This is a genomic window from Halalkalibaculum sp. DA3122 (assembly GCF_043951865.1).
Lineage (GTDB): Bacteria > Bacteroidota > Rhodothermia > Balneolales > Balneolaceae > JAMQKA01.
The window spans coordinates 13,288-38,697 of sequence record NZ_JBINJF010000009.1 but is presented as its reverse complement, the minus strand read 5'-3'; the positions used below and the strand labels follow the sequence as shown (position 1 = coordinate 38,697).

At 48.5% G+C, this 25,410-nt stretch carries 24 protein-coding genes and 1 tRNA gene; 13 read left to right on the top strand and 12 right to left on the bottom strand.

Annotated features, from left to right (window positions below; all coding sequences use genetic code 11):
• Positions 1–155: 155 nt before the first annotated feature.
• Positions 156–1,631, top strand: coding sequence for a phytoene desaturase family protein (locus tag ACG2F4_RS08150; RefSeq protein ID WP_395259729.1), 1,476 nt, complete (start codon positions 156–158; stop codon positions 1,629–1,631).
• Between the two features lie 205 nt (positions 1,632–1,836).
• Here ACG2F4_RS08150 and ACG2F4_RS08145 read toward each other — a convergent pair whose 3' ends face one another.
• Positions 1,837–2,343 carry a metallophosphoesterase family protein gene (locus tag ACG2F4_RS08145; RefSeq protein WP_395259728.1) on the bottom strand — a complete coding sequence of 169 codons (507 nt, stop codon included), beginning with the start codon at positions 2,341–2,343 and terminating at the stop codon, positions 1,837–1,839.
• A gap of 134 nt (positions 2,344–2,477) precedes the next feature.
• On the opposite strand from ACG2F4_RS08145, the gene ACG2F4_RS08140 reads away from it, so the two are divergent.
• Positions 2,478–3,503 carry a glycosyltransferase family 2 protein gene (locus tag ACG2F4_RS08140; RefSeq protein WP_395259727.1) on the top strand — a complete coding sequence of 342 codons (1,026 nt, stop codon included), beginning with the start codon at positions 2,478–2,480 and terminating at the stop codon, positions 3,501–3,503.
• Between the two features lie 145 nt (positions 3,504–3,648).
• Complete coding sequence (locus tag ACG2F4_RS08135; protein ID WP_395259726.1) at positions 3,649–4,260, top strand: hypothetical protein; 612 nt, start codon at positions 3,649–3,651, stop codon at positions 4,258–4,260.
• A gap of 185 nt (positions 4,261–4,445) precedes the next feature.
• On the opposite strand, the gene nfo is transcribed toward ACG2F4_RS08135, so the two are convergent.
• Positions 4,446–5,300, bottom strand: a complete 855-nt coding sequence (gene nfo / locus ACG2F4_RS08130; RefSeq protein WP_395259725.1) for a deoxyribonuclease IV — start codon at positions 5,298–5,300, stop codon at positions 4,446–4,448.
• 295 nt (positions 5,301–5,595) lie between these two features.
• On the opposite strand from nfo, the gene ACG2F4_RS08125 reads away from it, so the two are divergent.
• Positions 5,596–6,267: a DUF2461 domain-containing protein gene (locus ACG2F4_RS08125; RefSeq protein ID WP_395259724.1), complete on the top strand. Its 672-nt coding sequence runs from the start codon at positions 5,596–5,598 to the stop codon at positions 6,265–6,267.
• A 135-nt stretch (positions 6,268–6,402) separates the two neighbouring features.
• On the opposite strand, the gene ACG2F4_RS08120 is transcribed toward ACG2F4_RS08125, so the two are convergent.
• From ACG2F4_RS08120 to ACG2F4_RS08110, 3 genes are all read right to left on the bottom strand, one after another.
• Positions 6,403–6,822, bottom strand: a complete 420-nt coding sequence (locus tag ACG2F4_RS08120; RefSeq protein WP_395259723.1) for a VOC family protein — start codon at positions 6,820–6,822, stop codon at positions 6,403–6,405.
• Positions 6,823–6,902: 80 nt separating this feature from the next.
• Positions 6,903–7,877, bottom strand: a complete 975-nt coding sequence (locus ACG2F4_RS08115) for a hypothetical protein (protein WP_395259722.1) — start codon at positions 7,875–7,877, stop codon at positions 6,903–6,905.
• Between the two features lie 371 nt (positions 7,878–8,248).
• Complete coding sequence (locus ACG2F4_RS08110; RefSeq protein ID WP_395259721.1) at positions 8,249–8,950, bottom strand: SDR family oxidoreductase; 702 nt, start codon at positions 8,948–8,950, stop codon at positions 8,249–8,251.
• Between the two features lie 127 nt (positions 8,951–9,077).
• On the opposite strand from ACG2F4_RS08110, the gene ACG2F4_RS08105 reads away from it, so the two are divergent.
• The gene (locus tag ACG2F4_RS08105; RefSeq protein WP_395259720.1) at positions 9,078–9,734 is read left to right on the top strand and encodes a DsbA family oxidoreductase; all 657 of its coding nucleotides are present in this window, start codon (positions 9,078–9,080) and stop codon (positions 9,732–9,734) included.
• 150 nt (positions 9,735–9,884) lie between these two features.
• Here the strand turns inward: ACG2F4_RS08105 and ACG2F4_RS08100 are convergent, their stop codons facing one another.
• The 3 genes from ACG2F4_RS08100 to ACG2F4_RS08090 all read right to left on the bottom strand — a co-directional run bounded on the left by ACG2F4_RS08100 (position 9,885) and on the right by ACG2F4_RS08090 (position 12,958).
• On the bottom strand, positions 9,885–10,304 hold the full coding sequence (locus ACG2F4_RS08100; protein ID WP_395259719.1) for a DUF1761 domain-containing protein: 420 nt from the start codon (positions 10,302–10,304) through the stop codon (positions 9,885–9,887).
• A 251-nt stretch (positions 10,305–10,555) separates the two neighbouring features.
• Positions 10,556–12,118 (bottom strand): aldehyde dehydrogenase (NADP(+)), encoded by a 1,563-nt coding sequence (locus tag ACG2F4_RS08095; RefSeq protein WP_395259718.1) that lies wholly within the window; start codon positions 12,116–12,118, stop codon positions 10,556–10,558.
• Between the two features lie 3 nt (positions 12,119–12,121).
• Positions 12,122–12,958, bottom strand: a complete 837-nt coding sequence (locus ACG2F4_RS08090) for a fumarylacetoacetate hydrolase family protein (RefSeq protein ID WP_395259717.1) — start codon at positions 12,956–12,958, stop codon at positions 12,122–12,124.
• 442 nt (positions 12,959–13,400) lie between these two features.
• Between ACG2F4_RS08090 and deoC the strand changes: the two genes are divergently transcribed.
• From deoC to ACG2F4_RS08065, 5 genes are all read left to right on the top strand, one after another.
• Positions 13,401–14,306, top strand: a complete 906-nt coding sequence (deoC, locus tag ACG2F4_RS08085; RefSeq protein WP_395259716.1) for a deoxyribose-phosphate aldolase — start codon at positions 13,401–13,403, stop codon at positions 14,304–14,306.
• A 343-nt stretch (positions 14,307–14,649) separates the two neighbouring features.
• Complete coding sequence (locus ACG2F4_RS08080) at positions 14,650–16,176, top strand: aldehyde dehydrogenase family protein (RefSeq protein ID WP_395259715.1); 1,527 nt, start codon at positions 14,650–14,652, stop codon at positions 16,174–16,176.
• Between the two features lie 65 nt (positions 16,177–16,241).
• Positions 16,242–17,111, top strand: a complete 870-nt coding sequence (locus tag ACG2F4_RS08075) for an aldehyde dehydrogenase family protein (RefSeq protein ID WP_395259714.1) — start codon at positions 16,242–16,244, stop codon at positions 17,109–17,111.
• 3 nt (positions 17,112–17,114) lie between these two features.
• Positions 17,115–17,720, top strand: coding sequence for an SPOR domain-containing protein (locus tag ACG2F4_RS08070; RefSeq protein ID WP_395259713.1), 606 nt, complete (start codon positions 17,115–17,117; stop codon positions 17,718–17,720).
• A gap of 47 nt (positions 17,721–17,767) precedes the next feature.
• Positions 17,768–18,943, top strand: coding sequence for a DUF3095 domain-containing protein (locus ACG2F4_RS08065; RefSeq protein ID WP_395259712.1), 1,176 nt, complete (start codon positions 17,768–17,770; stop codon positions 18,941–18,943).
• Positions 18,944–18,974: 31 nt separating this feature from the next.
• Here the strand turns inward: ACG2F4_RS08065 and ychF are convergent, their stop codons facing one another.
• The 3 genes from ychF to nusB all read right to left on the bottom strand — a co-directional run bounded on the left by ychF (position 18,975) and on the right by nusB (position 21,276).
• Entirely contained in the window at positions 18,975–20,069 is a 1,095-nt protein-coding gene (ychF, locus tag ACG2F4_RS08060; RefSeq protein ID WP_395259711.1) for a redox-regulated ATPase YchF, read from the bottom strand.
• 64 nt (positions 20,070–20,133) lie between these two features.
• Positions 20,134–20,802, bottom strand: coding sequence for a metallophosphoesterase family protein (locus ACG2F4_RS08055; RefSeq protein ID WP_395259710.1), 669 nt, complete (start codon positions 20,800–20,802; stop codon positions 20,134–20,136).
• Positions 20,803–20,814: 12 nt separating this feature from the next.
• Positions 20,815–21,276 (bottom strand): transcription antitermination factor NusB, encoded by a 462-nt coding sequence (nusB, locus tag ACG2F4_RS08050; protein ID WP_395259709.1) that lies wholly within the window; start codon positions 21,274–21,276, stop codon positions 20,815–20,817.
• 241 nt (positions 21,277–21,517) lie between these two features.
• Between nusB and ACG2F4_RS08045 the strand changes: the two genes are divergently transcribed.
• From ACG2F4_RS08045 to ACG2F4_RS08035, 3 genes are all read left to right on the top strand, one after another.
• Positions 21,518–21,595, top strand: a tRNA-Val gene (locus ACG2F4_RS08045).
• Positions 21,596–22,241: 646 nt separating this feature from the next.
• Entirely contained in the window at positions 22,242–23,585 is a 1,344-nt protein-coding gene (locus ACG2F4_RS08040; protein ID WP_395259708.1) for a DUF5343 domain-containing protein, read from the top strand.
• A gap of 42 nt (positions 23,586–23,627) precedes the next feature.
• A complete protein-coding gene (locus tag ACG2F4_RS08035) occupies positions 23,628–23,885 on the top strand; it encodes a hypothetical protein (protein WP_395259707.1) in 258 nt (85 codons plus the stop codon).
• Between the two features lie 349 nt (positions 23,886–24,234).
• Here the strand turns inward: ACG2F4_RS08035 and ACG2F4_RS08030 are convergent, their stop codons facing one another.
• Complete coding sequence (locus ACG2F4_RS08030) at positions 24,235–25,401, bottom strand: cellulase family glycosylhydrolase (protein ID WP_395259706.1); 1,167 nt, start codon at positions 25,399–25,401, stop codon at positions 24,235–24,237.
• Positions 25,402–25,410 lie beyond the last annotated feature (9 nt).

The following is a 25,410-nucleotide window of genomic DNA, read 5'->3' as shown; positions in this document are numbered from 1 at the left end:
GATTCCTGAAATTGATCTTGTCATTCCCATTGAAAGTACTACTCATGCGCCTGGGAATCCAATGCAGATTATATTTTAGATCGAACGATTTTCGGATATTTTGGGATGAAGAAAGGAATCCAATACTTGCACAATTCACTATACCGAATTCAGATATGAACATTGCGGTCATTGGGGCGGGAATAGGCGGACTGGCCGCCGCTTCCCTGCTGGCGAAAGACAATCACAGCGTCACGGTCTACGAGAAAAATGAAACCGTGGGCGGCAAGATGAACGAAATTCGAGCCGGGGGTTTCCGTTTCGACACCGGCCCAAGCCTGCTGACGCTCCCCGAACTGCTGGAAAGACTGTTCAGCGACTGCGGAGAGCGGATGGAGGAGTATCTTCAGCTTGAACCGCTGAATCCCCTGTGCCGGTACTTCTTCCGGGATGGAACCACCTTCGACAATTTCGAAGACCAGAAGCGGTCTCTTGCAGAGATCGCCCGCATTGCACCCGAGGATAAGGAGGCCTACACCGAATTCCTGGGGTACGCCAAGCAGCTTTTCCAAAAGACCTCCTCTTCGTTTCTTTTCAATCCACTGTTTGATATATCGGACCTCAGCGAGGTCAATCTTGCCGACCTGGCCCGCATCGATGCCTTTAGCACCGTAAGTGCCCGCGTGGACAAGTATTTTCAGTCCGACTACCTGCGGTGCTTTTTTAAGCGTTTTGCCACCTACAACGGCTCTTCCCCGTTCCAGGCCCCCGCCACCCTGAATGTCATTCCTCACGTTGAGATCAATCGCGGCGGATACTATGTGAAGGATGGAATCTATAGAATTGCGGAAGCGCTGGCTGCGCTGGCTAAAAAAAATGGCGCCCGGTTCATCATGGATACTAAAGTCACGGCGATCAATACGGAACGGGGACGCGTACGGGGAATCGAGCTATACGACGGGACCAAAGAACAATTCGATATCGTACTATCGAATTCGGATGCCTCCGAAACCTACCTCCACCTGCTGCCTGACCGTTCGGGATCATCGCTCAAAAAAAAGATAATCGCCAACACCGAGCCCTCCTGCTCCGGTTTTGTGCTTTTGTTGGGACTGGATCGCTCGTACAACCAGCTCAGGCATCACAACGTCTTCTTTTCGGACAGTTATGAGAAGGAGTTCGAAGCTATTTTTAAAGATCGGGTTCCGGCAAAAGATCCCACAATTTACATCGCCAACACCTCCTATTCGGATCCGGGCCACGCGATTGCGGGTGGTTCCAACCTGTTTGTGCTGGTTAACGCTCCCTACCTGAGTGAACGATATGACTGGTCTTCAGGGCGTGCCGCCTATGCGCGCCACATCAAACAGGTGCTAGAAAGCCGGGGACTCACCGGCCTGAGGGCATCGATACGGTATGAAAAAATTATTACGCCACAGGATTTTTATCAAAAATACCGGTCCAACAAGGGAAGCATCTACGGGACCTCCTCCAACAGCCGGATGGCGGCATTTATGCGCCCGGCCAACAAGGCACGTAATGTGGAAGGGCTTTATCTTACCGGCGGGAGCACACATCCGGGTGGCGGCATTCCACTGGTAATTCTGTCGGCAATGCATGCCTGTGAACTTATTAACAGGTATGAGGTTTAGTAACAAGTGATGAGTAGATAGTAAGCAGTTTTAACGTAAAATTGCTTAATAGGAAAATGTATTGCGTACTGCGTATTCCTACTATTTTGTCAGTTTTGCGAGAAATTGGCTTATAGCAATACGGAATACGCAATATTTGATGCAATCCGAGCAATCAGCTTAAAATAAGCTTCTAATATTACCCATTACTCGTGACCCATTGCGCCTAATCCTCTCCCATCGTGCCAAGGTTGATGACCTCCATATTTTGAATCTTTCCGGCATCAATTTCAAAACGCACGCAGGTTCGGTACACCTGGAACCCGTGTCGGCCTGCGGCACCGGGATTTACAAACAGCATATTTCCCTTTTCCTCGTCGCGACCGATTTTCAGGATATGCGAATGGCCGCAAATAAACATGTCCGGGGGATCACTTTCCATCTCCTTGCGGATCGGTATGCAGTACCGCCCGAGTGTGCCCCCGATATGGGTCATCCAGACGTCGACGCCTTCAACCTCAAACCGTTGGTGTTGCGGGTACTCCCGCCGAATATCCTGTCCATCGATATTCCCATATACCCCGACAACTGGTGCAATTTTCTTTAGCTCACGGACAACGTTCATGTCGCCAAAATCCCCGGCGTGCCATATCTCGTCACAGTCTTTAAAATATTCGAATACCTGTGGATCCAGATAGTTGTGGGTATCGGATATTAAACCAACTTTTTTCATTATAAATTCTTTCCCATATTGCCCTTCATAATGGAACTTATAATAGGGATGTTTTGAGCAGTTGTAAATAACCTAAAGCAATTCAAATTTTTGTTTAATAAACAACCATATTTTCATACTTCAAAACGTGGTAGATGTACAGTTTTAGTATTATCATTGTATCGTGGAACGCCCTCAATCACCTGAAAACCTTTTTACCTTCTGTTGCTGAAACAAATTATCCCGACCTTGAAATCATTCTGGCAGATAATGCATCCACCGACGGTTCAAAAGAGTGGGTAAACGAAAATTTCCCGGAAATTTCCGTGGCAATATTTGATGAAAACTACGGCTATTGCGGGGGTAACAATCGCGGGGCTGCCCATGCCAGCGGGGATATTCTGGTGTTTTTGAATAATGATGTACGGGTCGAGCCCGACTGGATTTCCCATCTCAACGACTGCTTTGAGCAGCACCCGGAAGCGGCGGCGCTGCAACCCAAAATGCGCTCGTTCAGCAATCCCGGTGAGTTTGAGTATGCCGGGGCGGCCGGGGGATTCCTGGACCGGTATGGGTACCCGTTCTGCCGGGGACGTATTTTTGATACCGTGGAAAAGGATGACGGGCAGTACGACGTTTCCACAGAAATTTTCTGGGCCAGCGGTGCGGCACTGGCGATCCGCAAAAAACAGTTTGAAGAACTGGGAGGCTTTGACGAGGATTTTGAGTTTCACATGGAGGAGATTGATCTATGCTGGCAGCTCTGGAATCGAGGATACACAGTGCGATACTGCCCTGAAAGTACAGTATATCACCTGGGCGGCGGTTCCATGCCGATGGGATCTCCCCGCAAAATCTATTACAATTACCGAAACAACCTGACGATGCTCTGGAAAAACTGCAGCACCCGAACGCTGCCCTGGCGATTTTCCGTTCGCTACGCATTGGATATTCTTGCGGCGTTGCGATCACTACTAACGGGCGAATGGCGGGAGGTAATCGCCATTGTGCGGGCTCACCTGCATTTTTGGAAGCTGTTTCCCCAGGTCCTCCGGAAAAGAAAAAGACTGCAGGAAGCGAGGACAAACCATGAAGACCCGCCTCCCCTGCTGGAAGTGAACCTGGTATGGCAATATTTTCTCAAAAAAAAGCGCCGGTTTTTTGAGCTTTTGGGCGAATAATTTTCTACCTGTTAAACGGTAACGCCGCGATTCCGCCCACGCCCTGGCGTTGACCTTGAGCAGCGTCCAGACATTGTCAAAACAACACCACAAAACGTGGGGATTTCATAATATCTCGGAACGAATTTGAGTAAAAGCCGGCAGCATGGATCGTAAAGAACAAATCAAGCATTACCTGTTTCTGATAGTGCAAAAATGGTGGGGCTCACTGCTTCTTTTGCCCTTTATGTACGAAACTCTGCAGCAGGTATACCGGGCTCTCCGGTTTAATATTTTCTTTATGATCAGCCACGAGTTTCCTTTCCCGGTAAATTTTGTTCACTTTATGACCGATAATTTCCTGTTGATTGTCCATGAGGCGGGACATACTTTTTTTAGCATCGCGGGGAGCCGTTTTATAACGATACTGGGAGGATCGCTATTCCAAATACTGCTGCCACTCGGAATCGTTTTCTATACCTGGATAAACCGCCAAAAAATAGGGACACAGCTCTCGCTGGCACTTGTGGGCTTCAGCTGGCTCGATGTAGCAGGCTATGCCGCCGATGGCGGTCAGCAGCAACTGCCACTTATCGGGGGGCTCTCAAAAGAGTCTCACGACTGGCGAAACCTGCTAATGGAGATGAACATGCTGGACTACGATCTCCAGTTTGGTATCGCTTTCGCTGTTGTCGGCTTTCTGTTCTATGTAGCGGCTCTTACCGTACCGCTTTACATGAAAGAATACAAAACAGCTGATATAGCCATAGATCTTTAACAGAGAGACCCCTTCCTCGATCAGGATGGCTGACCGGTTTTGCAACGATATCTTCCCGATACCTTTTGAGAAGTTCTGAACAAAGAAAATACCCTATAGCTTTCAAAAGCGATAAAAATAGACCGAACTCCTTGTTGTGCAGTGGCTTATAGTGTTACAACATAAATATTTACGAGAAATACGGGCTACCTGTCGTCCTGGCCGGCAAAGTCGTACAGCATCTCTATCTCGCGAGGCCATCGCTCGGTATTCGGGGTTTCCAGAATAAGTGGAATCTCGTCAAAGCGTTCATCCTGCATGATTAATCGAAAGGCATCGACGCCAATTTCTCCGTCACCAAGACTTTCGTGGCGGTCGACACGGCTGCCCAACTCCTTCTTGGAATCATTCAAATGCATCGCCTTTAAGTATTGCAGCCCAACAGTTTCATCGAATTCATCAAAAGTTTTATTAAGTCCCTCCCGGGTCCTGATATCGTAACCGGCAGCAAACGCATGACAAGTGTCGATGCAGACCCCGACACGTTTTTTGTCTTCTACCTGGTCGATCATTTCGGCCAGCTGTTCAAATTTGAAGCCCATGTTGGTACCCTGCCCTGCCGTGTTTTCAAAGACTGCGGTTACGCCCTCGGTTTGATCAAGCGCCCAGTTGACTGATTCTGCATTTTTTTGCAGGCATTCAGCGGGCGTAATTTTGTCGAGGTGACTACCCGGGTGAAAGTTTAACAATTTGATGCCGAGTTGCTCACACCGTTTCATCTCATCTAAAAAGGCATTTCTTGATTTCTGCAGTTGATCCTGTTCAGGATGGCCCAGGTTAATAAGGTAACTATCGTGGGGAATGATGTAATCCATGGAAAAACCAAGCGCTGCAACCTGTTCCTTGAATCCGGCAATATTTTCATCCGAAAGTGGCTTTGACTTCCAGCGCCGCTGATTTTTTGTAAACAGGGCGAACGCCTTGGCCCCGATATCTTCTGCCCGGCCCGGCGCATTTTCCACTCCACCGGCTGCACTAACATGAGCTCCTACAAATTTCATAAACGAAATATCCTTAAAAATTAATATTGTGTTGATCGGGATGGAATAAATTGAATTCCTTTTTTAAAACCAAAGTTTAGATGGAATTGATCATTGTCGGATATGCCTTTGCGATTGCTCGTCACCCGAACAATTGGTAATATTTTTTTCTCCCCTGTTGTACTTCATCCCATTTCTTATAAATTACTGCCAATCAACGGGGTACCCAGCTTTTAAAAAATGGACACAAGTCGCTCGTGAGGTTTCTGTTTTTGTACACTTTTTTAACGTGACCTTAACCATAACGGGGTGAAAGATGATAAAAAAAGAATATGTTGCCTTTTTCAGCGAGCTCGAAAAAAACAACAACCGGGAATGGTTTCACCAGCACAAGCAGGAGTATGAACAGCATGTAAAAAAGCCATTTGCAGAGTTGGTTGAATGTCTGGTCCCCGAGGTCGAAAAATTTGAACCCGGCATCCCCACAGATCCGGCCAAGCTGATATTTCGAATAAACCGCGACCTGCGATTTACCAAAGACAAAACGCCCTACAATACACTGATGAAAGCGGGGTTTGCACTCGGTGGGAAGAAATCCATACTCCCGGGATATTATTTAGGTATTGATAAAGCGATGATTCACGTCGGCGGCGGGTTGTTCAACCTGGATCGTCCCACCATAGCGCGGGTGCGAAGGCTCATTGCCAACGAAAGCGAAAAATTTGCCGACATTGTTACCGGTGCGTCGTTCCTGGAGACCTATAAGGAACTGAAAGGCGAGCAGGCCCAGCGGGTGAACGGCTCCCTGAAAGAAGCGCTGCAAAAAACTCCATATGTTGCCAACAAGCAGTTCTACGGGATGACTGATATCCCGCTTGAGGATTACCTGGATTCTGAAGAGCTGCCCGCAACCATCTTGTCATATTTCACAAAAATTCGACCCCTGAATGAATTCCTGAAAAAAGCATTTGTAGGAAATGGATTTTAATTTGGTAGGTGCTACACCCATATCAGATGCACCCTGTTTGAAAGACATAGCTGAAAACCATGCTGGTAAAACGGCCCTTTTAGCCTTGCAGGCTATGGTACACCGTGACTTGGCATCTGTCTGAGCACCCCCTATTTACAGCACATTGCCCATCTCGTCATACTCCATAAAGGGATTATGGGCGATTTCCCAGAGATTACCCTCGGGGTCAGCGATATAGCCACTGTACCCGCCCCAGTCAGTTTTTTCGGGCGCTTTCACAATATTGACACCCTGTTCGCTGAATTGTTGAAAAAGCAAGTCCACTTCCTGTTCTGATCGCAGGTTGTGGGCAAGTGCAAAGCTTCTGAACCCCTTTCCTTTTGGATCAACAGTAGCGTCCCTGGCCAGATCTTCACGTCCAAAGAGTCCCAGCAGCACCCCGTTCAGGTGAAAGAACGTTATGTTATCTGTGCTCTGCTTCGTGGGAGACCATCCGAATATACCCTCATAAAAAGAACGCATTTCATCCATATTTTCAACCCCAATAGTAATTAATGTAAGTCGCTGTTCCATAGTATTTTATGTTATTTATTTAAATCATCATTTACCTTGTTTTACCCGCTTGCTTCACTCTAAATATTTGAAACCCATTTCTACTCTGATCGATCAAAAAGAACATATTCACCCGGATAGTTGATTGTAAACCGAAAGTATTTCAGCAGTGACCCGCCCAGCGCCCCGGCCACTTTTTTATCTGTATACTTTGAAAGCTTTTCAAGCAAAATGTTATCCGGACGTGTTGTAAACCATACCGGTCCGACCGTATGATCCGCAATGGTAACTTCGGGAACCCTGATCATGTTTGAGGAACGGTCTTCCTCAATATCTTCATAAATTATCCATTCCGGGTGAGAAAAGTGCCACTCTTCAAACTGGGATCTCGTGATATAACTTGTTCCCCTCACCCGGGGCATCCCGTCATCGAGCGCCTCGTGCACCGTCTCCTTGAGTGCCAGCGCTGCCCCGGTACTTAGCAGCATGTCAAACGTTTCACCCACAATTTCTACCTGAATTCGCGGAAAATGCATCTTGTGGCGTCCCTCGGAATCATGTTTAAAATATACCGGTGTTTTGGGTCCCGTACTACGGTTGGAATCCTGAAAAACCACCTTTTGATTCTGGTAGTCGAACGTCCATATACGAGTTGCAAGCCAATCTTGTCCCAGGATTCCCTCCCCTGTATAATTCTTTGGCATGTCGGAGGAAGCCACGGGCAGGCGCCCGTTCAACCGGCTATACCTTTCTTGTAGCAAACGGGCCTCTGAGGATGAAACATGTGCGGGCAGAGAAGGAATCCATGACCCTTTTTTAAATTCCGGTAGTGAACTTACTCTCGTTTTACTGTTGGATATATTGATTTTTTCGTTGGGAAGTTCCAGCCTGTTGACTGTCGCCGGAGACAGCATGGATAATCCACCGCTAGCCATATAGAATTTCAACGTATCCCCGCCTTTGGTCACAGGCTGAAGAACGATGCGGTCTCCGACAAACCGGGAAGGAAGCTCCCCGCCTGCTTCCTGAGCATATAATGTGGAAAGCGCACCACAACAGAGCAGGATTATAGACAAAATATACAGGTTGATCTTTGTTGTTAATAACCCCATTGTATATATAATTTAATTAAATTGGTTTTTAAAAACCTTTGCTGCTTAAGGGTTTAATATGTACTGAACCAGTCGATGGGCGATAACAGATACCATCCGACGAGCAAGTTAAAGCCCTCTTGAAAAAGATCCTCTGCATTCATCCGGCAAAGATATGCCGGGGATACCTGATAAAGACAGCCGTCTGTAACTACCCTGAAAAGGTGAAAAGAGGGCTTTGAAGAACCTGGCGTTTTGACCATGATCAATCCCTGAGCGGATTCGAATCCCCGAAAATGACGATTTTGGCCAAAACAGCGGTTTTGCAAAGACCTCGAAAAAAGGAGTGGGCAACTTCAGGGTTGCAGCGGCCGAACCTGAATATCCGGGTAGTGAAAGTTTTTGCGGCACTGAAGAATATGAACTACCGATTGTGCCAGATCTTCCGGCAGCAGCTTGTTTTTCTCGGAAGTGGAAAATCCGGTCTCCACCGAGCCGGGCGACAGGCAGGTCACCTTGATCCCAAAATCGCGTAACTCCTGGTGTAATGAGCGGGAAATACCCACCACGGCGTGCTTGGTCGCTGAATAGCAGGTCATTCCGGCAATTCCGTTGGTACCGGCCCCGGACGAGATATTGATGACATGACCCTCTTGCCTCTTCTTCATTTCAGGAATCAACAAGCGGGTTGTATAAAAGATACCGTGGACATTCAGATCAAAAAGATATTTCCAGCGTTCTACCGGCATCTCCTCTACCTTGCCCTTGTAGCCCACTCCCGCATTGTTGATGAGAATTGGTATATGCTCTCCCATCGATTCTGCTGTTTTGCCATACGCCTGCTGAACTTCTTCCTGCCGGGTGAGATCCACCTTTACATGCGTGAAGCGCTCATGAGAAAGCTCTTCTGGCGCCGTCCGGCTCCACCCCGCCACGGAAGCGCCCCCCGCCAGCAGCGCTTCTGTTATTGAACGTCCGATTCCCCTGCTGGCTCCGGTTACGATGGCGTTCTTGCCGTCAATGTTCATGATAGTCAAATCCCCGTTTATATTAATCATTTGTTCGGATCCCGTAATATGCCAAAACTTTCATCGCCAGCCAAGAGATCCCGGGAACGCTTGCCCGACACTTCTCATTTGGATGATCAAACAAGGAAAACAGTTCATCCCGAAACCATCTTTTGTCATGAATATTGAAATCTGGAGCGACATTTGCTGTCCATTTTGTTATATCGGCAAGCGGCACCTGGAACAAGCACTGGAGGAGTTTGAGCACGCCGACGAATTTGAAGTAAACTGGCACAGTTTTGAGCTGGATCCCGCAGCCGACATTGATCCCGACCAGGATATATACGAACGGCTGGCCCGTAAATACGGGCAGTCCGTGGAATGGGCTAAAAAAGCGAACAGGGATCTTAAGCAGAAAGCCTCTGAGGCCGGTATCGACTTTAACCCTGACCGCATCATTCCCACCAACTCCTTTGATGCGCATCGACTGATCAAGCTGGCAGCCACAAGCGGGCGGGCCGATGAAGCCAAGGAAAACTTGTTTTCCGCCTATTTCAGTGAAGGGCGTCATATCGGCCGGCACGATACGCTCATCCGGATAGGCACCGAAATCGGGCTCGACCGATCGATAGTTAAAGAGATGCTTGAGGGCGATGATTTTTCAGATGAAGTGCGGGCGGATGAACAGGAGGCCCGGGAATTAGGTATCCAGGGCGTGCCTTTCTTTGTTTTTAACAGGAAATACGCGGTTTCAGGGGCTCAGCCGGTCCACACGTTCACTGAAGCTCTTGAAAAGTGTTATGAGGATCAGCAGTCGGAAACCGTCAATAAGTAGTAATATACCGCGCTGGGTGGAGACCCGTCTTTCAAAAAAGGGTGCTCTTTCCTGAAAAACGCCAGAAATAAGTTGCTGGTTATTGGGAATTGGTGAATTGTTTTACTGGAGGTGGCTGCACCGCCGACCTTCTTGGGGCTGAAAACCGTATTACTTCCACGCACCCAGGATCAATCCCATGATGGTAAAAGCCACTGTCCAATACCCTCCGTTAACAAGGATGTACTTCCAAGATTTTTGCTCATATAGGCTGTTAACAGCCAGTGCAAAAAAGACCCACCCAAAGCCGGTTAAAAAACCATAGAATGCTCCTGAACCCGCGTTGATCATTTCTGCACCTTCCGGCGATCCGTAGAAAAACATCGCCAGGTTCAACGCCATGATGAGTTCAAAAACAAAGGCAAAGCCAAATATTTTGCCCATGTTACCCTGCTCTATCTTCTCTTCGGTGAGTCCAGTTGCCTCCATCCACGTCCTGCCAAACAGCGGACCGTACCAAAGCCAACCCACCAAAAAGGTCGATAGTGTGGCTGCCAATACCGCCCAGAAGTTTATATTTGAGAAATCCATTGCCCAATCCCGGTTTGTTAGCGTTTTCCTGTTTTACCCTGCATTTTTCACAGCTGATAATAGTAATACTATCAACTTTCGGGAATAAAGCAAGTGAAAGAGTGGGAGCTGCGACCTTCTTGTTACTGACTTGATACGGCCGATCCGCAAGGAGACCGCCTATTCAGAGTTTTTTTGTGACGCCGAAACACGCGCATAAAAAAGGCCTCCTGGATGGAGGCCCGAATGTGACAGATATTCAGCAGGTACGGTTATTTGGTTCGCTCTCCATTTTCCAGGCGCCAGATATCCAGCGGGTTGTCATCCTTGAGTTCATCCGGCAGCTGACTGTCGGGGAAATTTTGGAAGCAGACCGGTCGTGCGAATCGTTCAATGGCCGTAGTTCCAACGGAGGTGCTGCGGCTGTCCGTGGTAGCGGGAAAGGGTCCGCCGTGAATCATCGCGTGATTGACTTCTACACCAGTGGGGAACCCGTTGAAGATCAGGCGTCCCACTTTGCGTTGCAGCACGTCTACGAGGTCGGAATACTGCTCCAGGTCTTCTTCCGTACCGTAGAGCGTAGCGGTCAGGTGTCCCTGCAGGTTTTGTGCGATTTCCACCAGGTCCTCCGGACCATCGGCCGTAATCGTCAGTGTGGAGGGACCAAAAACTTCTTCTTCAAGCGCCCGGTTGGCCAGAAAATGTTTTGAATTCACATTGAGCAGGTGGGGAACTCCCGTCGTGGTTGAGGTTCCATTTTCCTCCCCGTTGGCTACCAGCTGAACTCCCTCTTGTTGCAGCAGTTTTTCAAGGCCTTTTTTGTAAGCCGACTGGATGCCCGCTGTAAGCATGGTGCCGCCCCCCGCCTTTTTGAAATGGTCCGTAACCGTCTGTTGGAACTGCTGTGCCTCCTCAGAGTTTTCATAGGCTACTAGACCGGGATTTGTGCAAAACTGCCCGACTCCCAGGTTCACGGAGTTGACCAGTCCCTCGGCTATCTCACTTCCTTTTTCCTTGAGTGCTCCCCGTAACAAGAACATGGGATTGGTGCTGCCCATCTCGGCATATACAGGAATTGGTTCAGGCCGGCTGGTTGCGGCATCATATAACGCCTTTCCACCTTTGAACGAGCCGGTAAAGCCGATCGCCTTGATCAGCGGATGTTCTACGAGCGCTGTTCCAACATCGTACGAAATGCCCTGCACCATCGAAAATGTTCCGTCCGGCATCCCTGTTTTCTCGACTGCCCGCAGGATCGCCGTCGCAACCAGCTCGCAGGTTCCAGGGTGAGCCGGATGCGCCTTGACCACAATTGAGCAGCCCGCAGCCAGGGCCGAGGCGGTATCTCCGCCGGCTACCGAAAAAGCCAGGGGAAAATTACTGGCACCAAAAATACCAACGGGTCCCAGCGCCATCTTCATACTTTTGATATCGGGAGCGTCCTCCGATCTGTCAATACGGGCATCCACCCATGAGCCTTCGCGGACCACCTCTGCAAAAAGTCGCAGCTGATTCACCGTTCGGCTGCGTTCGCCCGTAAGTCGTCCTTCGCCGAGGCCGGTTTCTTTGCTGCAGCGGTCGATCAGTTCATCGCCAAGGGCCATGATCTCATCGGCGATAGCCTCGAGAAACTTCGCGCGTTCGGCTCCACTTTTTCGGCGGTAAACCCGGAACGCTTCTTCGGCCTTTTCTACCGCCCGATCCACTTCATCGGCAGTAGCCTCGACATACTGGGGAGCAATATCTTCACCATTTGCCGGGTTAACCCCCTGAAATGTGTTGCTTCCGTTTGCTGATCGCGTGTTTCCAATAAAATTTTGTCCTGTTAAGTCCATCGTTTATTTAACTTTGTTAATTAACGTCCCAATTTGTGCTATTGAAATTCTGATTTCGTCACCATGGTGCAATGTAAAGTCGTTGGAGGGAACAATGCCGGTTCCGGTCATCAAAAGACTTCCGTTCGGAAACGAACATTCCCTGTACAAGTATGAAACAAGTTCTGTAAACTTTCGTTTGATCTGGTTGATTTTGATATCATCCTGAAAGACGATACGGCCCTCACGTTCTATCTCCAGCTCAATTTTGGTCTCCGGCGGAAGCGGCTTGTCGGTCACATAAATACACGGACCCACCGCCGCCGACCCGTCATAGCACTTGGCCTGCGGCAGGTACAGCGGATTTTCGCCTTCAATACTGCGTGAACTCATGTCGTTGCCGATGGTATATCCGACAATGTTCCCCCCGGATGTGATCACAAGCGTGAGTTCAGGCTCCGGCACATCCCACGTGGAATCTTCGCGGATGCGTACGAACTCCCCCGATCCCACGGTTCGGTTTTTCGTTGCCTTAAAAAAGAGCTCCGGGCGATCGGCGTCATATACGCGGGCATAGAAGTCACTGCCTCCCGTCTCTTTAGACTCCTCTTCCCGGCCCAGCTTGCTGTTGTAGTAGGTCACCCCGCTCGCCCATATCTCCTGCCCCTGAACCGGAGCTTCAAGCTGCTCGGAAATAAGCTGCGGCCCGTTATTAATAGGTTCACCGGATGTGGTAACCGCATCCACTTTTTCATAGAGGTCATCATCATTGATAAATGAATCCCACCCTTCATCGCGCAACAGGTAAAAGGATTCACGGCGCTCAATTACAATACCTTGTTTCGTCTTATATACTTTCATAATATCTATTCCTTAGGCCGGTCAATTGGTGAACAATACCGCAAATGCCAGCGTAGATTTTCTGTACATGGGATGATTCAACCTGTAGACCGATTCCCATGTAAAAATACAGAAGATCCCACTCCTATCGCAACGTATTACACTACTAAATGACCGGTCATTAGTGCCGGTTTTTCCTGGGAAACATTAATTAGACCATTTCAAATTTAAATGCAAGGCGTTTTTTCAGATGAGGATAATGATGCCAGGTAGACAACCCGTAAGAGATTACAGTTATTCCCATATTTGCTCACTACGATTTTCTGAAAGAAATTGCTGCATATCGGATTTAGTTAACGTACTGTATTCATAATGGTGAATAGTCCGGGTATTTAAATTGTAATGAATATTTACGAATGCTTACCTTTCCTCATGATTAACTAAAAACCAACAGTGCCGAATTTTGCCAGGCGAATATCCCGATTTTTATACGACCAAACCGATTGATGCCACAGGAGTAGCAGAGCGTGTTTCGCGATTAAATAAACGCAGTATCAAACAAGACGCGAAGAGGTATGCGTTGAAGCTGGCCCTTAGCATGATCGACCTGACCACGCTGGAAGGTCGCGACACGCCGGGCAAAGTGAAGCAGCTCTGCAAAAAGGCGAAAATGCCCCATGCCGACCGACCTGACCTGCCCACCGTTGCGGCCATTTGCGTCTACCCAAACATGGTATCGGCCGCAAAAGCGGAACTGCGTGACACCAACATCAAGGTGGCCAGCGTAGCAACCGCTTTTCCCAGTGGAATGACAACCCGTAATGCCAAAATTCAGGAAGCGGAATTTGCCGTAGCCCAGGGGGCGGATGAGATTGACATGGTGATCTCCCGGGGAAAATTCCTGGAAGGTGAATATGCGTATGTTTTTGATGAAATTGCCGCCGTTAAACAGGCTTGCGGTGATGCCCATTTAAAAGTCATCCTGGAGACCGGGGAGCTGCAGACACTTGAAAATGTACGCAAGGCAAGTGACCTGGCCATGCACGCGGGAGCTGACTTCATAAAAACATCAACCGGAAAAATAAAACCCGCTGCAACACAAGAGGTTACCCTGGTGATGACCGAAGCCATAAGGGACTACTTTTATGAAGCCGATCGTATGGTGGGAATGAAGCCGGCCGGGGGTATCCGGAAAGCCAAACAGGCCCTGCAATACCTGGTTCTGGTCAAGGAAACACTCGGAGATGCCTGGCTCACGCCGGAATATTTCCGATTTGGGGCCAGCTCATTAACAAATGATCTGCTCATGCAGATTGAGAAATATGAGTCCGGTGTCTACCAAAGCAGTGATTATTTTTCCAATGACTGATCCGTTTGAACGTTCCCTAAACTGATCCTCTTTGAGAAAAGAGTTGTGAGTTCGGGCCAGATAAATAATAACAGGGGCCTTTGCAGAACCTGCTATTTTGTTGGGAGGTAGTTGTACTACCGACCTCGGCGACCTTTAAACGGGAGTACAACTGTACAACTCCCTTAAAACGAGGAATTGAGGGTTTTGCAAAGCTCTCTAACAGGCACTGCGGTTTGTCCGGGAGAAAAATTGAACAAGCTTGGAACGTTAAAATATTATAGATAAGAACCATGAATTGGGAAAAGTCCGGAAACCGGGCTAGTCAAGCGTCTTGAGAATCTTTTTTAATCATTGATATTTTATGACTGAAGAAAAAAAATCCACTGAATCGCAGGACCCGAACGAGCAGCCGTTCAAACCCAGTTCTCCGAGTTCAAAACTTCACTTTGGTTCGCAGTGGGCTTATGCGGATGCTCCGGAAAGTACCAGCCATGTGGAAATTAACGACCAGTATGACCTGTTTATCGGCGGACGATTTATTGAACCTGAAAAAGGGCGATATTTTAACACGATCAATCCGGCTACCGAAAAGCCGCTTGCAGAGATAGCCGAGGCCACCCAACAGGATGTCGACAAAGCGGTAAAGAGCGCCCGAAAAGCCTTCAAAAAAAGCTGGTCTACGCTCCCCGGGAAAGAACGGGGCAAATATGTTTTTCGGCTGGCGCGGTTGATTCAGGAACGGGCCAAAGAGTTTGCCGTCATTGAATCGATGGATGGAGGCAAGCCGATTCGGGAATCGCGGGACGTAGATATCCCGCTGGCTGCCGCCCATTTTTTCTATTATGCCGGCTGGGCCGACAAGCTGGAGTACGCTTTCCCTGCCAAACAACCCCGACCACTGGGCGTGGCCGGTCAGATCATCCCGTGGAATTTTCCGCTGCTGATGCTGGCCTGGAAAGTAGCTCCCGCCCTTGCCACCGGCAATACGGTGGTCTTAAAACCTGCTGAAACGACTCCGCTGACGGCTCTCAAGTTTGCCGAACTGTGCCAGGAAGCCAATATTCCGGAAGGTGTTGTCAACATTGTAACGGGGGCCGGTACCACCGGTGCTGAAATAGTTGATCATTCCGATGTAGACAAAATCGCCTTTACCGGCTCAACGGAGGTCGGTAAAATTATCATGAAATCGCTGGCCGGAACCGAAAAGAAATATACGCTTGAGCTGGGCGGCAAGGGACCAAACATCATTTTTGAGGATGCGGCCGTTGACCAGGCTGTTGAGGGGATTATTAACGCGATCTTCTTTAACCAGGGACATGTTTGCTGTGCCGGCTCCCGGTTGCTGGTGCAAGAGAGTATTGCCGACACTATTTACCGGAAATTGCGCGATCGTATTGAAACGCTTATCGTGGGCGACCCCCTGGACAAAAACACCGACATCGGTGCGATAAACTCGAAACAGCAATACGATAAAATCAGGGAATATATTGAGATCGGCATTGAGGAAGGGGCAGAAATATACCAGGGCTCCAGTCCACTTCCGGATGCAGGCTATTTCTGCAAACCGACCCTGATTACCAACGTCGGGCAGTCGAACCGCGTGGTAAAAGAAGAAATTTTTGGTCCGGTGCTGACAATCCAGACATTTCGAACTCCCGACGAAGCAATTGAGAAGGCCAATAACACTCCCTACGGTTTGGCCGGGGGCGTCTGGACGGACAAGGGATCAAAAATATTCGAAACCGGAAAGAAGCTCAGAAATGGCGTGGTTTGGTCCAACACCTACAACCAGTTTGACCCGACCGCTCCATTTGGCGGATACAAGGAAAGCGGAGTCGGGCGCGAAGGCGGGCTCCACGGGTTGTATCCCTACGTTCAGCTAACATAATGGCTATATCCATTACCGTTGCTTTAGAATAGCATATTATAGGGTTCTAACCAATAATTGTTGATATGTCAGAAAGAATTGAAGTAAACAAAACATATAAAACCTACGTGGGTGGCAGCTTTCGCCGGACCGAATCAGGGCGGGTTTACAAGGTGTATGACAAGGATCGCAACTTCCTTGCCAACGCCTGCCGGTGCTCTCGCAAAGATGTGCGCGATGCTGTAGTTGCCGCCCGCAGTGCTTTCGACGTGTGGCAAAATCGCCCGGCCTACAACCGGGGACAGATTCTCTACCGCATTGCGGAGATGCTGGAAGGACGTAAAGCCCAGTTTGTTAAAGAGCTGAAACGCCTCGGTTCGTCCGAAAAGGAAGCCCGGCGTGAAGTCCATGGCACCATCGATCGCCTGATATACTATGCCGGCTGGACAGATAAATACCAGCAGGTATACAGCACGGTGAATCCCGTTGCCGGCAATCATTTTAATTTCAGCGTGCCCGAACCGGTGGGTATCGTTTCGGTTCTGCCCCCCGAAACCCCTGCCCTGCTGGGATTGATTTCCGTTATAGCTCCCGTCATGGCAGGCGGCAATACCTGCGTTGTCCTGGCTGGGGAGACGGCCCCGAACGTGACGATCAGTTTTGCTGAAGTGCTGCATTCCTCCGATGTTCCCGGGGGAGTTGTCAATATTTTGACCGGTTACCGGGATGAACTTCTATCACCGCTCTCCTCTCACATGGATGTGAATGCCCTTGTAAATGCCGATCGCGATATGGACCAGGAAATGCGGAAACAATTAGAAGAAAATGCCGCTTTAAACGTTAAACGAGTAACGCGGGAATATTACGAAAACTGGGACCATTCAGAGGTGGAAAGTCCCGACTTAATTATGAAATTACAGGAAATTAAAACGACCTGGCATCCAACAGGAAATTAATTTATGCAAACTGTCATTCCGAACTCATATCGATATCGATCTTTTGTCCTTGTCCTGGCCCTGCTGGCCGGACTCTCGGCCTGTAAAACCACACAAACCACCCGGGAGGGAGCGCTCGGTGAAACGGCGGAGGACTCTGCCTACGCTGCAGCAACCGAAAGCGACTTTGATTTTGCGGCTTATCGCAACAGTTTGAGCGATCTCTATGCGACCCAAAATCATGAGATGCCCGACTTTTTTATGGAGTCTTCTCCGGACGCCGAATCTGGGAATCGTGATCCTTTTGACGGATTCCGCATCCAGGTTGTTACAACCCGGAATGTATCACTTGCCGACTCGGTAGCCCGGTCGTTTCGCATGTGGTCCGATACCACAATCGTCGGCTTTCAACCTGAAACATACGTCTTTTTCAAGCAGCCCTATTACAAGGTTCACGTCGGTGATTTTAATGAGCGCCACCGTGCGATTGAGTTCTCACGCCTGGTAAAGCGAAAGTACTCGGATGCGTGGGTGGTGCACGATCGCATCAATCCCTATATGGTCCCTGCCGATACCACGGAAATCCGTTTTAAACCTGCCTCCGATTCCAGTAAAGAGCCAAATCAATAATTTCGAATCTGCCTTAAAGCCCGGGTGCCCCGATGGGGACTGAACCTATGGACTCTTTTTATTCGGACCTGCCACTGCTGGACTCCTTTTTCCAGCTCTCCGATCCGGCCCGTTTTCATCCCCTTCCGGGCAACTGGTATGTTGCCGTTACGGATATTGTGAATTCCACGGGGGCTGTTGAAAAGGGTCGCTACAAGAGGGTCAATATTCTGGGAGCCTCTCCTATCGTGGGTATGCTCAACCTGGAGAACAAGGATGACATTCCCTATACCTTTGCCGGAGACGGATGCTCATTCTGTATCCCGCCCTCGTTGTTGAATAAAGCGCGGGAGGTCCTGGCCGCCAGCAAGGCAATTGGCGAGCATCAATACGGTCTTGACCTGAGGGCTGCTGTCATCCCGATTCGGCGGATCCGTAAAGCCGGGTTTGATGTACAAATTGCCCGTTACCGGGTTTCGAAAGCCTACAGCCAGGCCATCTTCTCGGGTGGTGGATTAACGTATGCAGAGAACCTGTTAAAAAATGCGGGAAAGGATGAATACATAATCGCTTCTGCGGGCAGCCGGATTGAGGCCGATTTTACCGGGCTGGAGTGTCGCTGGCAGGAGGTGGGACAACAGGGGAAAAAAGTGATCACCATGCTGGTAAAAGCTAACCCTTCTGCAGGTAATAAGGGTGTAATTTACGAGCAGGTACTGCGCAAAATGCGTGAGATCTTCGGTTTTGACGACAACACGAATCCGATCGATCCCGCACGGCTGAACATGAATATGTCACTACAATCGCTGATGGGAGAGATAAAATTCCGTACGTTTGGAATGAGCCGGATGCAGCGTATCATGTACATGCTGAAAGTTAAAGTCCAGGTCATGCTTGGAAAGTTGTTCATGACCCTGGGATATGAATCTGCTGATACAAACTGGTCGCTCTATAAACCGGACCTTGCCCTCAATTCCGACCACCGGAAGTTTGACGATATGCTGCGGGTAGTGATCAGTGGCACAGAAGAGCAGTTTCAACAGTTGCAGCAGTTCCTGGAGCAAAAGTTTGAAGCCGGTCGACTGGCGTACGGGTTTCATCTCTCAGAAACGGCTATGATTACCTGCATGGTGTTTAAATACCACCGGCAACATATCCATTTTGTAGATGGAAGCGGGGGTGGCTATGCCACTGCGGCCGGGCAGCTCAAAAAGCGGATGGAACGGCTGCTAACCGGAGCTTAGTGAGAAAAGGTTGAAAGTTGAATGTTGAATGTTAGACGTTGAACCTGAAGAGCATTACATCGCCATCCTGTACCACATAGTCTTTCCCCTCCTGGCGCATTTTGCCTGCATCTTTGATCGCTTTTTCTGAGCCCAGCTCGGCGTAGATTTCATAGCTGACCGTCTCGGCCCGGATGAAACCGTGTTCGAAATCGGAATGAATAACGCCGGCGGCCTCCGGGGCTTTGGCGCCCTTGCGCACCGTCCACGCCCGTACTTCTTTTGGACCCGCCGTAAAAAAGGTGATGAGTCCCAGCTCTTTGTACGCGGCCTGTATCAGTCGATCAAGTCCTGCACTTTCAACTCCCAGTTCCTCGAGAAACATTGCACGCTCCTCCTCGTCCAGCTCGGCGATCTCCTCCTCTATCTTGGCGCAAAAGGTAACCACTTCATCATCATTTTCAGCGGCAATTTCACGTACCTGTTCGACCAGCTTGTTACCGCCATCGAGGTCCTCTTCACTGACATTACAAGCGTACAGCACCGGTTTGTCTGAGAGCAGGAACAGTTCCCGGTAGGCTTTTTTTTCCTCCGGGTCATCAGTGAACGTGCGGGCGGAATTCCCCTGTTCCAGGTGCTCGCGAAGGCGTTTAACGGTTTCGTATTGTGAAATAATCTTTTTGTCCCCGCTTTTGGCTTCCTTCTTCAGGTTTTCCTCCCGCTTTTCTACGGAGACCAGGTCCTTGAATACAAGCTCATCCTCAATAATCCGGATATCGCGGGCGGGATTGATGCTCCCCTCCACATGAATGACATTGGGATCGTCAAAGCAGCGTACTACATGCACAATCAGGTCCACCTCCCGGATGTGCGACAAAAAAGCGTTGCCTTTTCCTTTTCCCTCTGAAGCTCCTTTTACGAGACCGGCGATATCCACAAACTCCACGCTGGTGGGGACTTTGGATTTCGGCTGAACAATCTCGGCCAGGTTATCCAGGCGCTTGTCGGGTACCGGCACGACCCCGACATTGGGATCAATGGTGCAAAACGGAAAATTTTCTGATTCAGCCCCTGCATCGCTTAGGGCGTTAAACAAACTGGACTTTCCTACATTGGGAAGTCCTACTATTCCACATCTGAGGCTCATTATTCGATATTTTACCTTGGTTCACTATCACGGAGTTGAAGGTGACAGCCTGATTTTGAATTACTTATTTGTCTAGACAAACCTGCTGGATAAACTCCTCTTCCGGCAGCAGGGCGGCCGTAAGCTTGCCGTAGCCCAGGGATTCATACACACATCCGGTATCGATACCCAGCATCTTTTCTTTTTGAAAGGGATGAGGTCGCGGCGTATGGCCAAACACCACTTTCTTTTCCCACACCGTCTCAAAAGCGTTCAAGTGCGAGCGTTCCCACAAAAATTCTACATGTTCCTGCTCGTTTCGAACTGATTCTTCAATTTTTTTATGGGGAGCAAGCCCCGCATGTACGAAAAAATAATCGGGAGTGTCGTAGAATATCCGCGTGTTCCGGTAGAATTCCAGATGACTCTCCGGCAAATCAAGGTGTCGGGAATTGGTTCCGTAGGAATTCAGGGTGGTTCGCCCCCCGTTGTTGATCCACATGTTGAGCCCGTCCCGCCAGAGCGTGTCGAGCAGCATCTGTTCGTGATTGCCACGCAGAAAAATGCAATCGTGATGGTTGCGAAACTCCAGCAGCAGATCCACGACCCCTTTGGAGTCTGGTCCCCGGTCTATGTAATCCCCGATAAAAACGATTTGGCGATCGGCATACGGCTCCAGCTTTTTCAGGAGCGACTGTAAGGATTGCAGGCATCCATGGATATCGCCAATTGCGATAAATTTCTTTTTGGCCACTGTGCAGGATCTCTAATTAAATGATGATTCGATGAGTCCACGCCCTTTTTTCTGTATTCGATCCTCATTCCGGAGCCGCTCCAACGCCGCATCCAGAATGCCATTAACGAAATTTCCTGACTTTTTAGTCGAAAAGCGCTTGGCGATCTCTATCGCCTCATTAATAGTTACCTTGGTGGGAATCTCTTCAAAAAACAAAAACTCGCATAAAGCCAGTCGCAGAATCAACTTGTCTACTGTTGCCAGGCGGTGGATATTCCAGTTTTTGATATGATCTTGAATAATGCTGTCTAGTTCTTCTTTATTTTTTGCGGTCTTCAGGAACAGTTGTTCGGCGAACTTCAGGCCGGACTTGTCTTTGGTCAATTTGGGTTTTATGAGGGAAGACAAGACCTGTTCCCACCTGTTGCCGCTTACTTCTTCGGCAAACAGGGCCTGTAATACTACTTCTCTGATTTCTCTGCGCTGTACCATGCTGATATTTTAATAACGAATGTGACTTGCAATGGAGCGCAAAAAGATACAAAACCTCCTTATCAGCCGAAAGCACAACTCGATCTTAAATTCGTGATGAATATTTGTATTCTCAAAAGTGGCCTTTCTCCTGCCAACCAGCATTACTAAATATTTACTTCAGGGAAAACACCTGATACAACAGTCCATAAAAATTTTCGTTGATAAGGATGCCGTGATTTTCCTATATTAAGCTCGCCTTGGGTGATTAGCTCAGTTGGTTTAGAGCACTAGCTCGACAAGCTAGGGGTCGTAGGTTCGAATCCTACATCACCCACCATTTCCACCTCCTAAACTACCACATCACAATTTAGTGATTTTATCAAATCCCAGGACATGCTCAATGGTCTGTGGAGATCTATCCGTACAGTACTTAAAAAACGCTGTCACTACATGGATAGCATTGTGAAAATTTTGCAGTCACTCCCCTGTACAGGAATGTTCTTTTTTGTGTAAACAAAACCGAATCCCAAAAAATCACCACCTGGATATTTTCCTATTGGTTATCAGGGATTAGCTGATTGTTGCTAACCACTTGACAACTGATAGCCGATACTGACATATAGAGGGATTTTTAAAGCCAGACATTTTTATATAAGACCAACACCCGAGTGCATTCAAAACAGCAGTTTACGCCTTCTAAATTAAGATTTTAACCACAAAAACCCGGGCGAAGTCGGGTTTTGCCAATCTGTTACATTAGATTTATCTAATAATATATAACAGTTTGAAATAGTGAAACACCCTTTATAAAGGCCATAAACGGCTATTTTCTAATTTAATTTATAGGTAAAGCTTTTAAATACAGGTAATTATAGAGAAATTTAACTTGTAATGAAGTTTTTTATTACAAAAATTACGAATGAATTAAAAATGGATGGTTTGAAACAAGATTGCGGCATTAACTTGAAGTCTCAGAGGGACCCATGACACTTACTGAAAAATTTTTGGTAAATACGGATAACTTGGAAGCGATTCTTGACAGTATCAGGACGGAACAAGAACTGCCTGATCGAATTGAGAACAGTTTTCTTGAAGGACTTGGATACGAAAATCCTCCCGATTTTTTGATCCTGACGCTCTTAAAAGAATTGCGAATGTTGAGGAGCGACAACACCCCCACTCCCCTGCTTGAACAGTTCAGGGACCCCGAAACATCTGCGGAGGCGCTGGCTATCGGGCTACTTCAGGCATATGGAGAGCTTTTCAAAAAAGATACCGCAATCCACCGTTTATCGATCGAGGAGATTACGGATCAACTCAGGGATTGTTTTGAGTCACCAAAGTCCGAGATTATTCTGAAATATATGGCGCGGACGTTTACTTCCCTGGTCAATTACATCGGGTCCGACAAGCTTGAAGCACTTCTGGAACAGAGGGAGAATGAGGAATCGAATGTGGAAAATGTGATCAAGGAGATCGCCCAGAAACACCAGGGTAGCGGACTCAACATTGTCACAACCAATGTGATTTCAGCCCTGGGTACTGAAACGTCCCTCGAAAATATGCCACCGGAAACGTCCGCAGATCCTGAAATTGATAATTCATCAGTTTCCGTTGTTTCGAACACCTCAACCGAAAATAGTCAAAAACCCAGTGAAGAGTCAGAAAGGAATAATATGCAATCAGATGAGCACCACAATAACGGACAAGTAGTTGAACAGGAAATAGACACGGGCCTTCAACCAGAAGCAACCGAAGGCGCTGGCAGCGATGCCACAGATGCTCCAGAAGCCCCCTCAACCCCGCAGGCGCCAAGCACAACCAATGCCCAGAGCAGGTATGTTGATAAAGCATTAATTAAAAAGGCGGCTCTGCTCCATAAAGTAGGTCGACTAAATGAAGCGATACCGGCGCTGGACAAAGTATTTGATCGTTTTGCCCGTTCAGAGAAACCCGAACTCTATAACCAGGCGTCCATCGCTCTCATCAATAAAATGAAGATCGTGGAGAAGCTGGAACTCCGTGATCAGCTGTTGCCGGTATACGAGCAGTTGATCAATCGGCTCGATGATTCAAAAAACAGCGAGTTCAGCAAATATGTGGATCACGCATACGCAAAACGAGTCGACACCCTGCTGGAGGCTGACAAGCTGGAGCAGGGGCTTGAAGCGATCGGCAAGGCAATTCAGCGGTTCAAGGCCTCTTCGGGAAAAGGAGGATTGCTGGAACAGGCAATGTACAAAAAAGCGGAAGTGCTCGAATCACTCGGCCGCGATGAGGACGCAATCGAAGCCTATGACGAGCTTTTGGGTACCTTCGACAAGTAAACAGCGTCTAAAAGTCCATGATAATCATCAAGAGGTTACATTATGGAACGTTTATTTCAATCCCTGAGACAACAACTGGCATTTGAGATAATGTTTGTTGAGAACGTGAGCAGACCGTACCACGACTACCAGGAAAAGCTGGAGGTGGTGGATTTCGAGTACCGGGGCATGAGCTGCCAGCTTGTACTTAACGGAAAAATCATGTTGAAAAGCCAGGACCTGGAAACATCCGTTGAATCGTACCAGGATCTGGTCAGCGCATTGCGGAACGCCGGCACTACCAAAAAGGCAGCTGGGTAGTTTTTATTTAACCGACTTAATTTACAAGAGTTGTAAATATCATCTATAGGCGGCTATACTCTTGCATACGCCATTATACCGCGCTAAAAGCGGATCAAACTCTGTCTTCGGTAAAGGAGACAGAGTTTTTTATTTGAGGCATTCCCAGGCAGATGCGGAGTATCGATCCTCGGAATCCACAATCCATAATCCATCATTCATAAATTTCCCCAACAAGGATAATGGGAGATCGCTCTCCTGCCTAAGGTGTATAAGCGGAAACAACTTACCCAACGTCAATGAAAGAACGCCTGTGCGGTTATTTCCGCTTTGCCTTCCATACAAAGCAAATATCCTGGAGAAATGAAGGCTAATATTCCTTGTTGATTCGTTTTATCAGCTCAATTTCGGAGGTATCAAAGGCAGAACCGTCACGGCGAAAGATATCGTGAAACCAAACTTCGGGCTCAGAAGCCTGGAGATGATCTTCCCAGCGATATACTTCGCGAACTTCACCTCTCCAGCGCTCATAGAACTCATCTCCATATCCTCGTGGTGATTGCCAGGAATAGATTGTTTGCGTTTTACCGCTGACAAGTCCCCAGTTTATGGCCCCGATATTCTGCTCGGCAAAAAACGGGAAATGAGTCTGAAACTTACTGCCGTTGGTTCGTGCCATATACTCCGTACATATCATCGGCCGGTCGTACATCTCCTGCAGGCGTCCTACAACTTCGCGGGTTCGATCGATGGAGTTGTAGTCGTGAAACGTGATAATATCAGAATTGGCAGCTGAAAACCTGTTCAGCTCTTCAAAATCATCGTTCCAGATCCACATCCCGATGGTGATAGGTTGGGAGGGATTCACATCACGCGCCCACGCTGTCACGTTTTTAAGCAACGGTAGTGAGCTGGACGGCGGGTTTTTACCGTTTCCGGGTTCATTGTAGAGATCCCACATCAGCACGCGGTCATCCCCATCAAAGTGGCTGATCAAATCCTGTGTATAGGCCTTGAGGACCGGATATAGCGCCTCATCCAGCCGCTGATCGTGCCCGGGGCTTTCCACCCAGGCGCTGTTGTGGACACCGGGAACAGGGTCCGGCTGCTCCCCCAAATTCGGATCGTCTCCCCACACATCGTCAAACAGCACAAACATTATTTTGATGCCATGACTGTCGGCGATCTCCAAAAACTGCTCCATCCGGTTTTTCAGTCCCTCCGGACTGCGGGCCCATACGAGATAATGCAAGTATACGCGCATGGTATTAAAACCGATATCTTCAGCCCATCCCAGTTCGCGATCGATCGTTTCCGGGTCAAAACTAAACTCCTGCCACATCTCAATCTGGTTGATGGAGGTGCTGGGGTTAAAGTTGGCTCCGGAGATCCAGTCGTGCTGGTCATACCACTGCTGTGCTTTTTCTTCCGACCATACCTCTCCCATCACTTCCTGGGCAGTTGTCACGTCCGGCGATAGCAAAAACGGAATCAATACAACGCCGAATACAAACAATATTACATTGTGCTTTATCATAATGGTTGG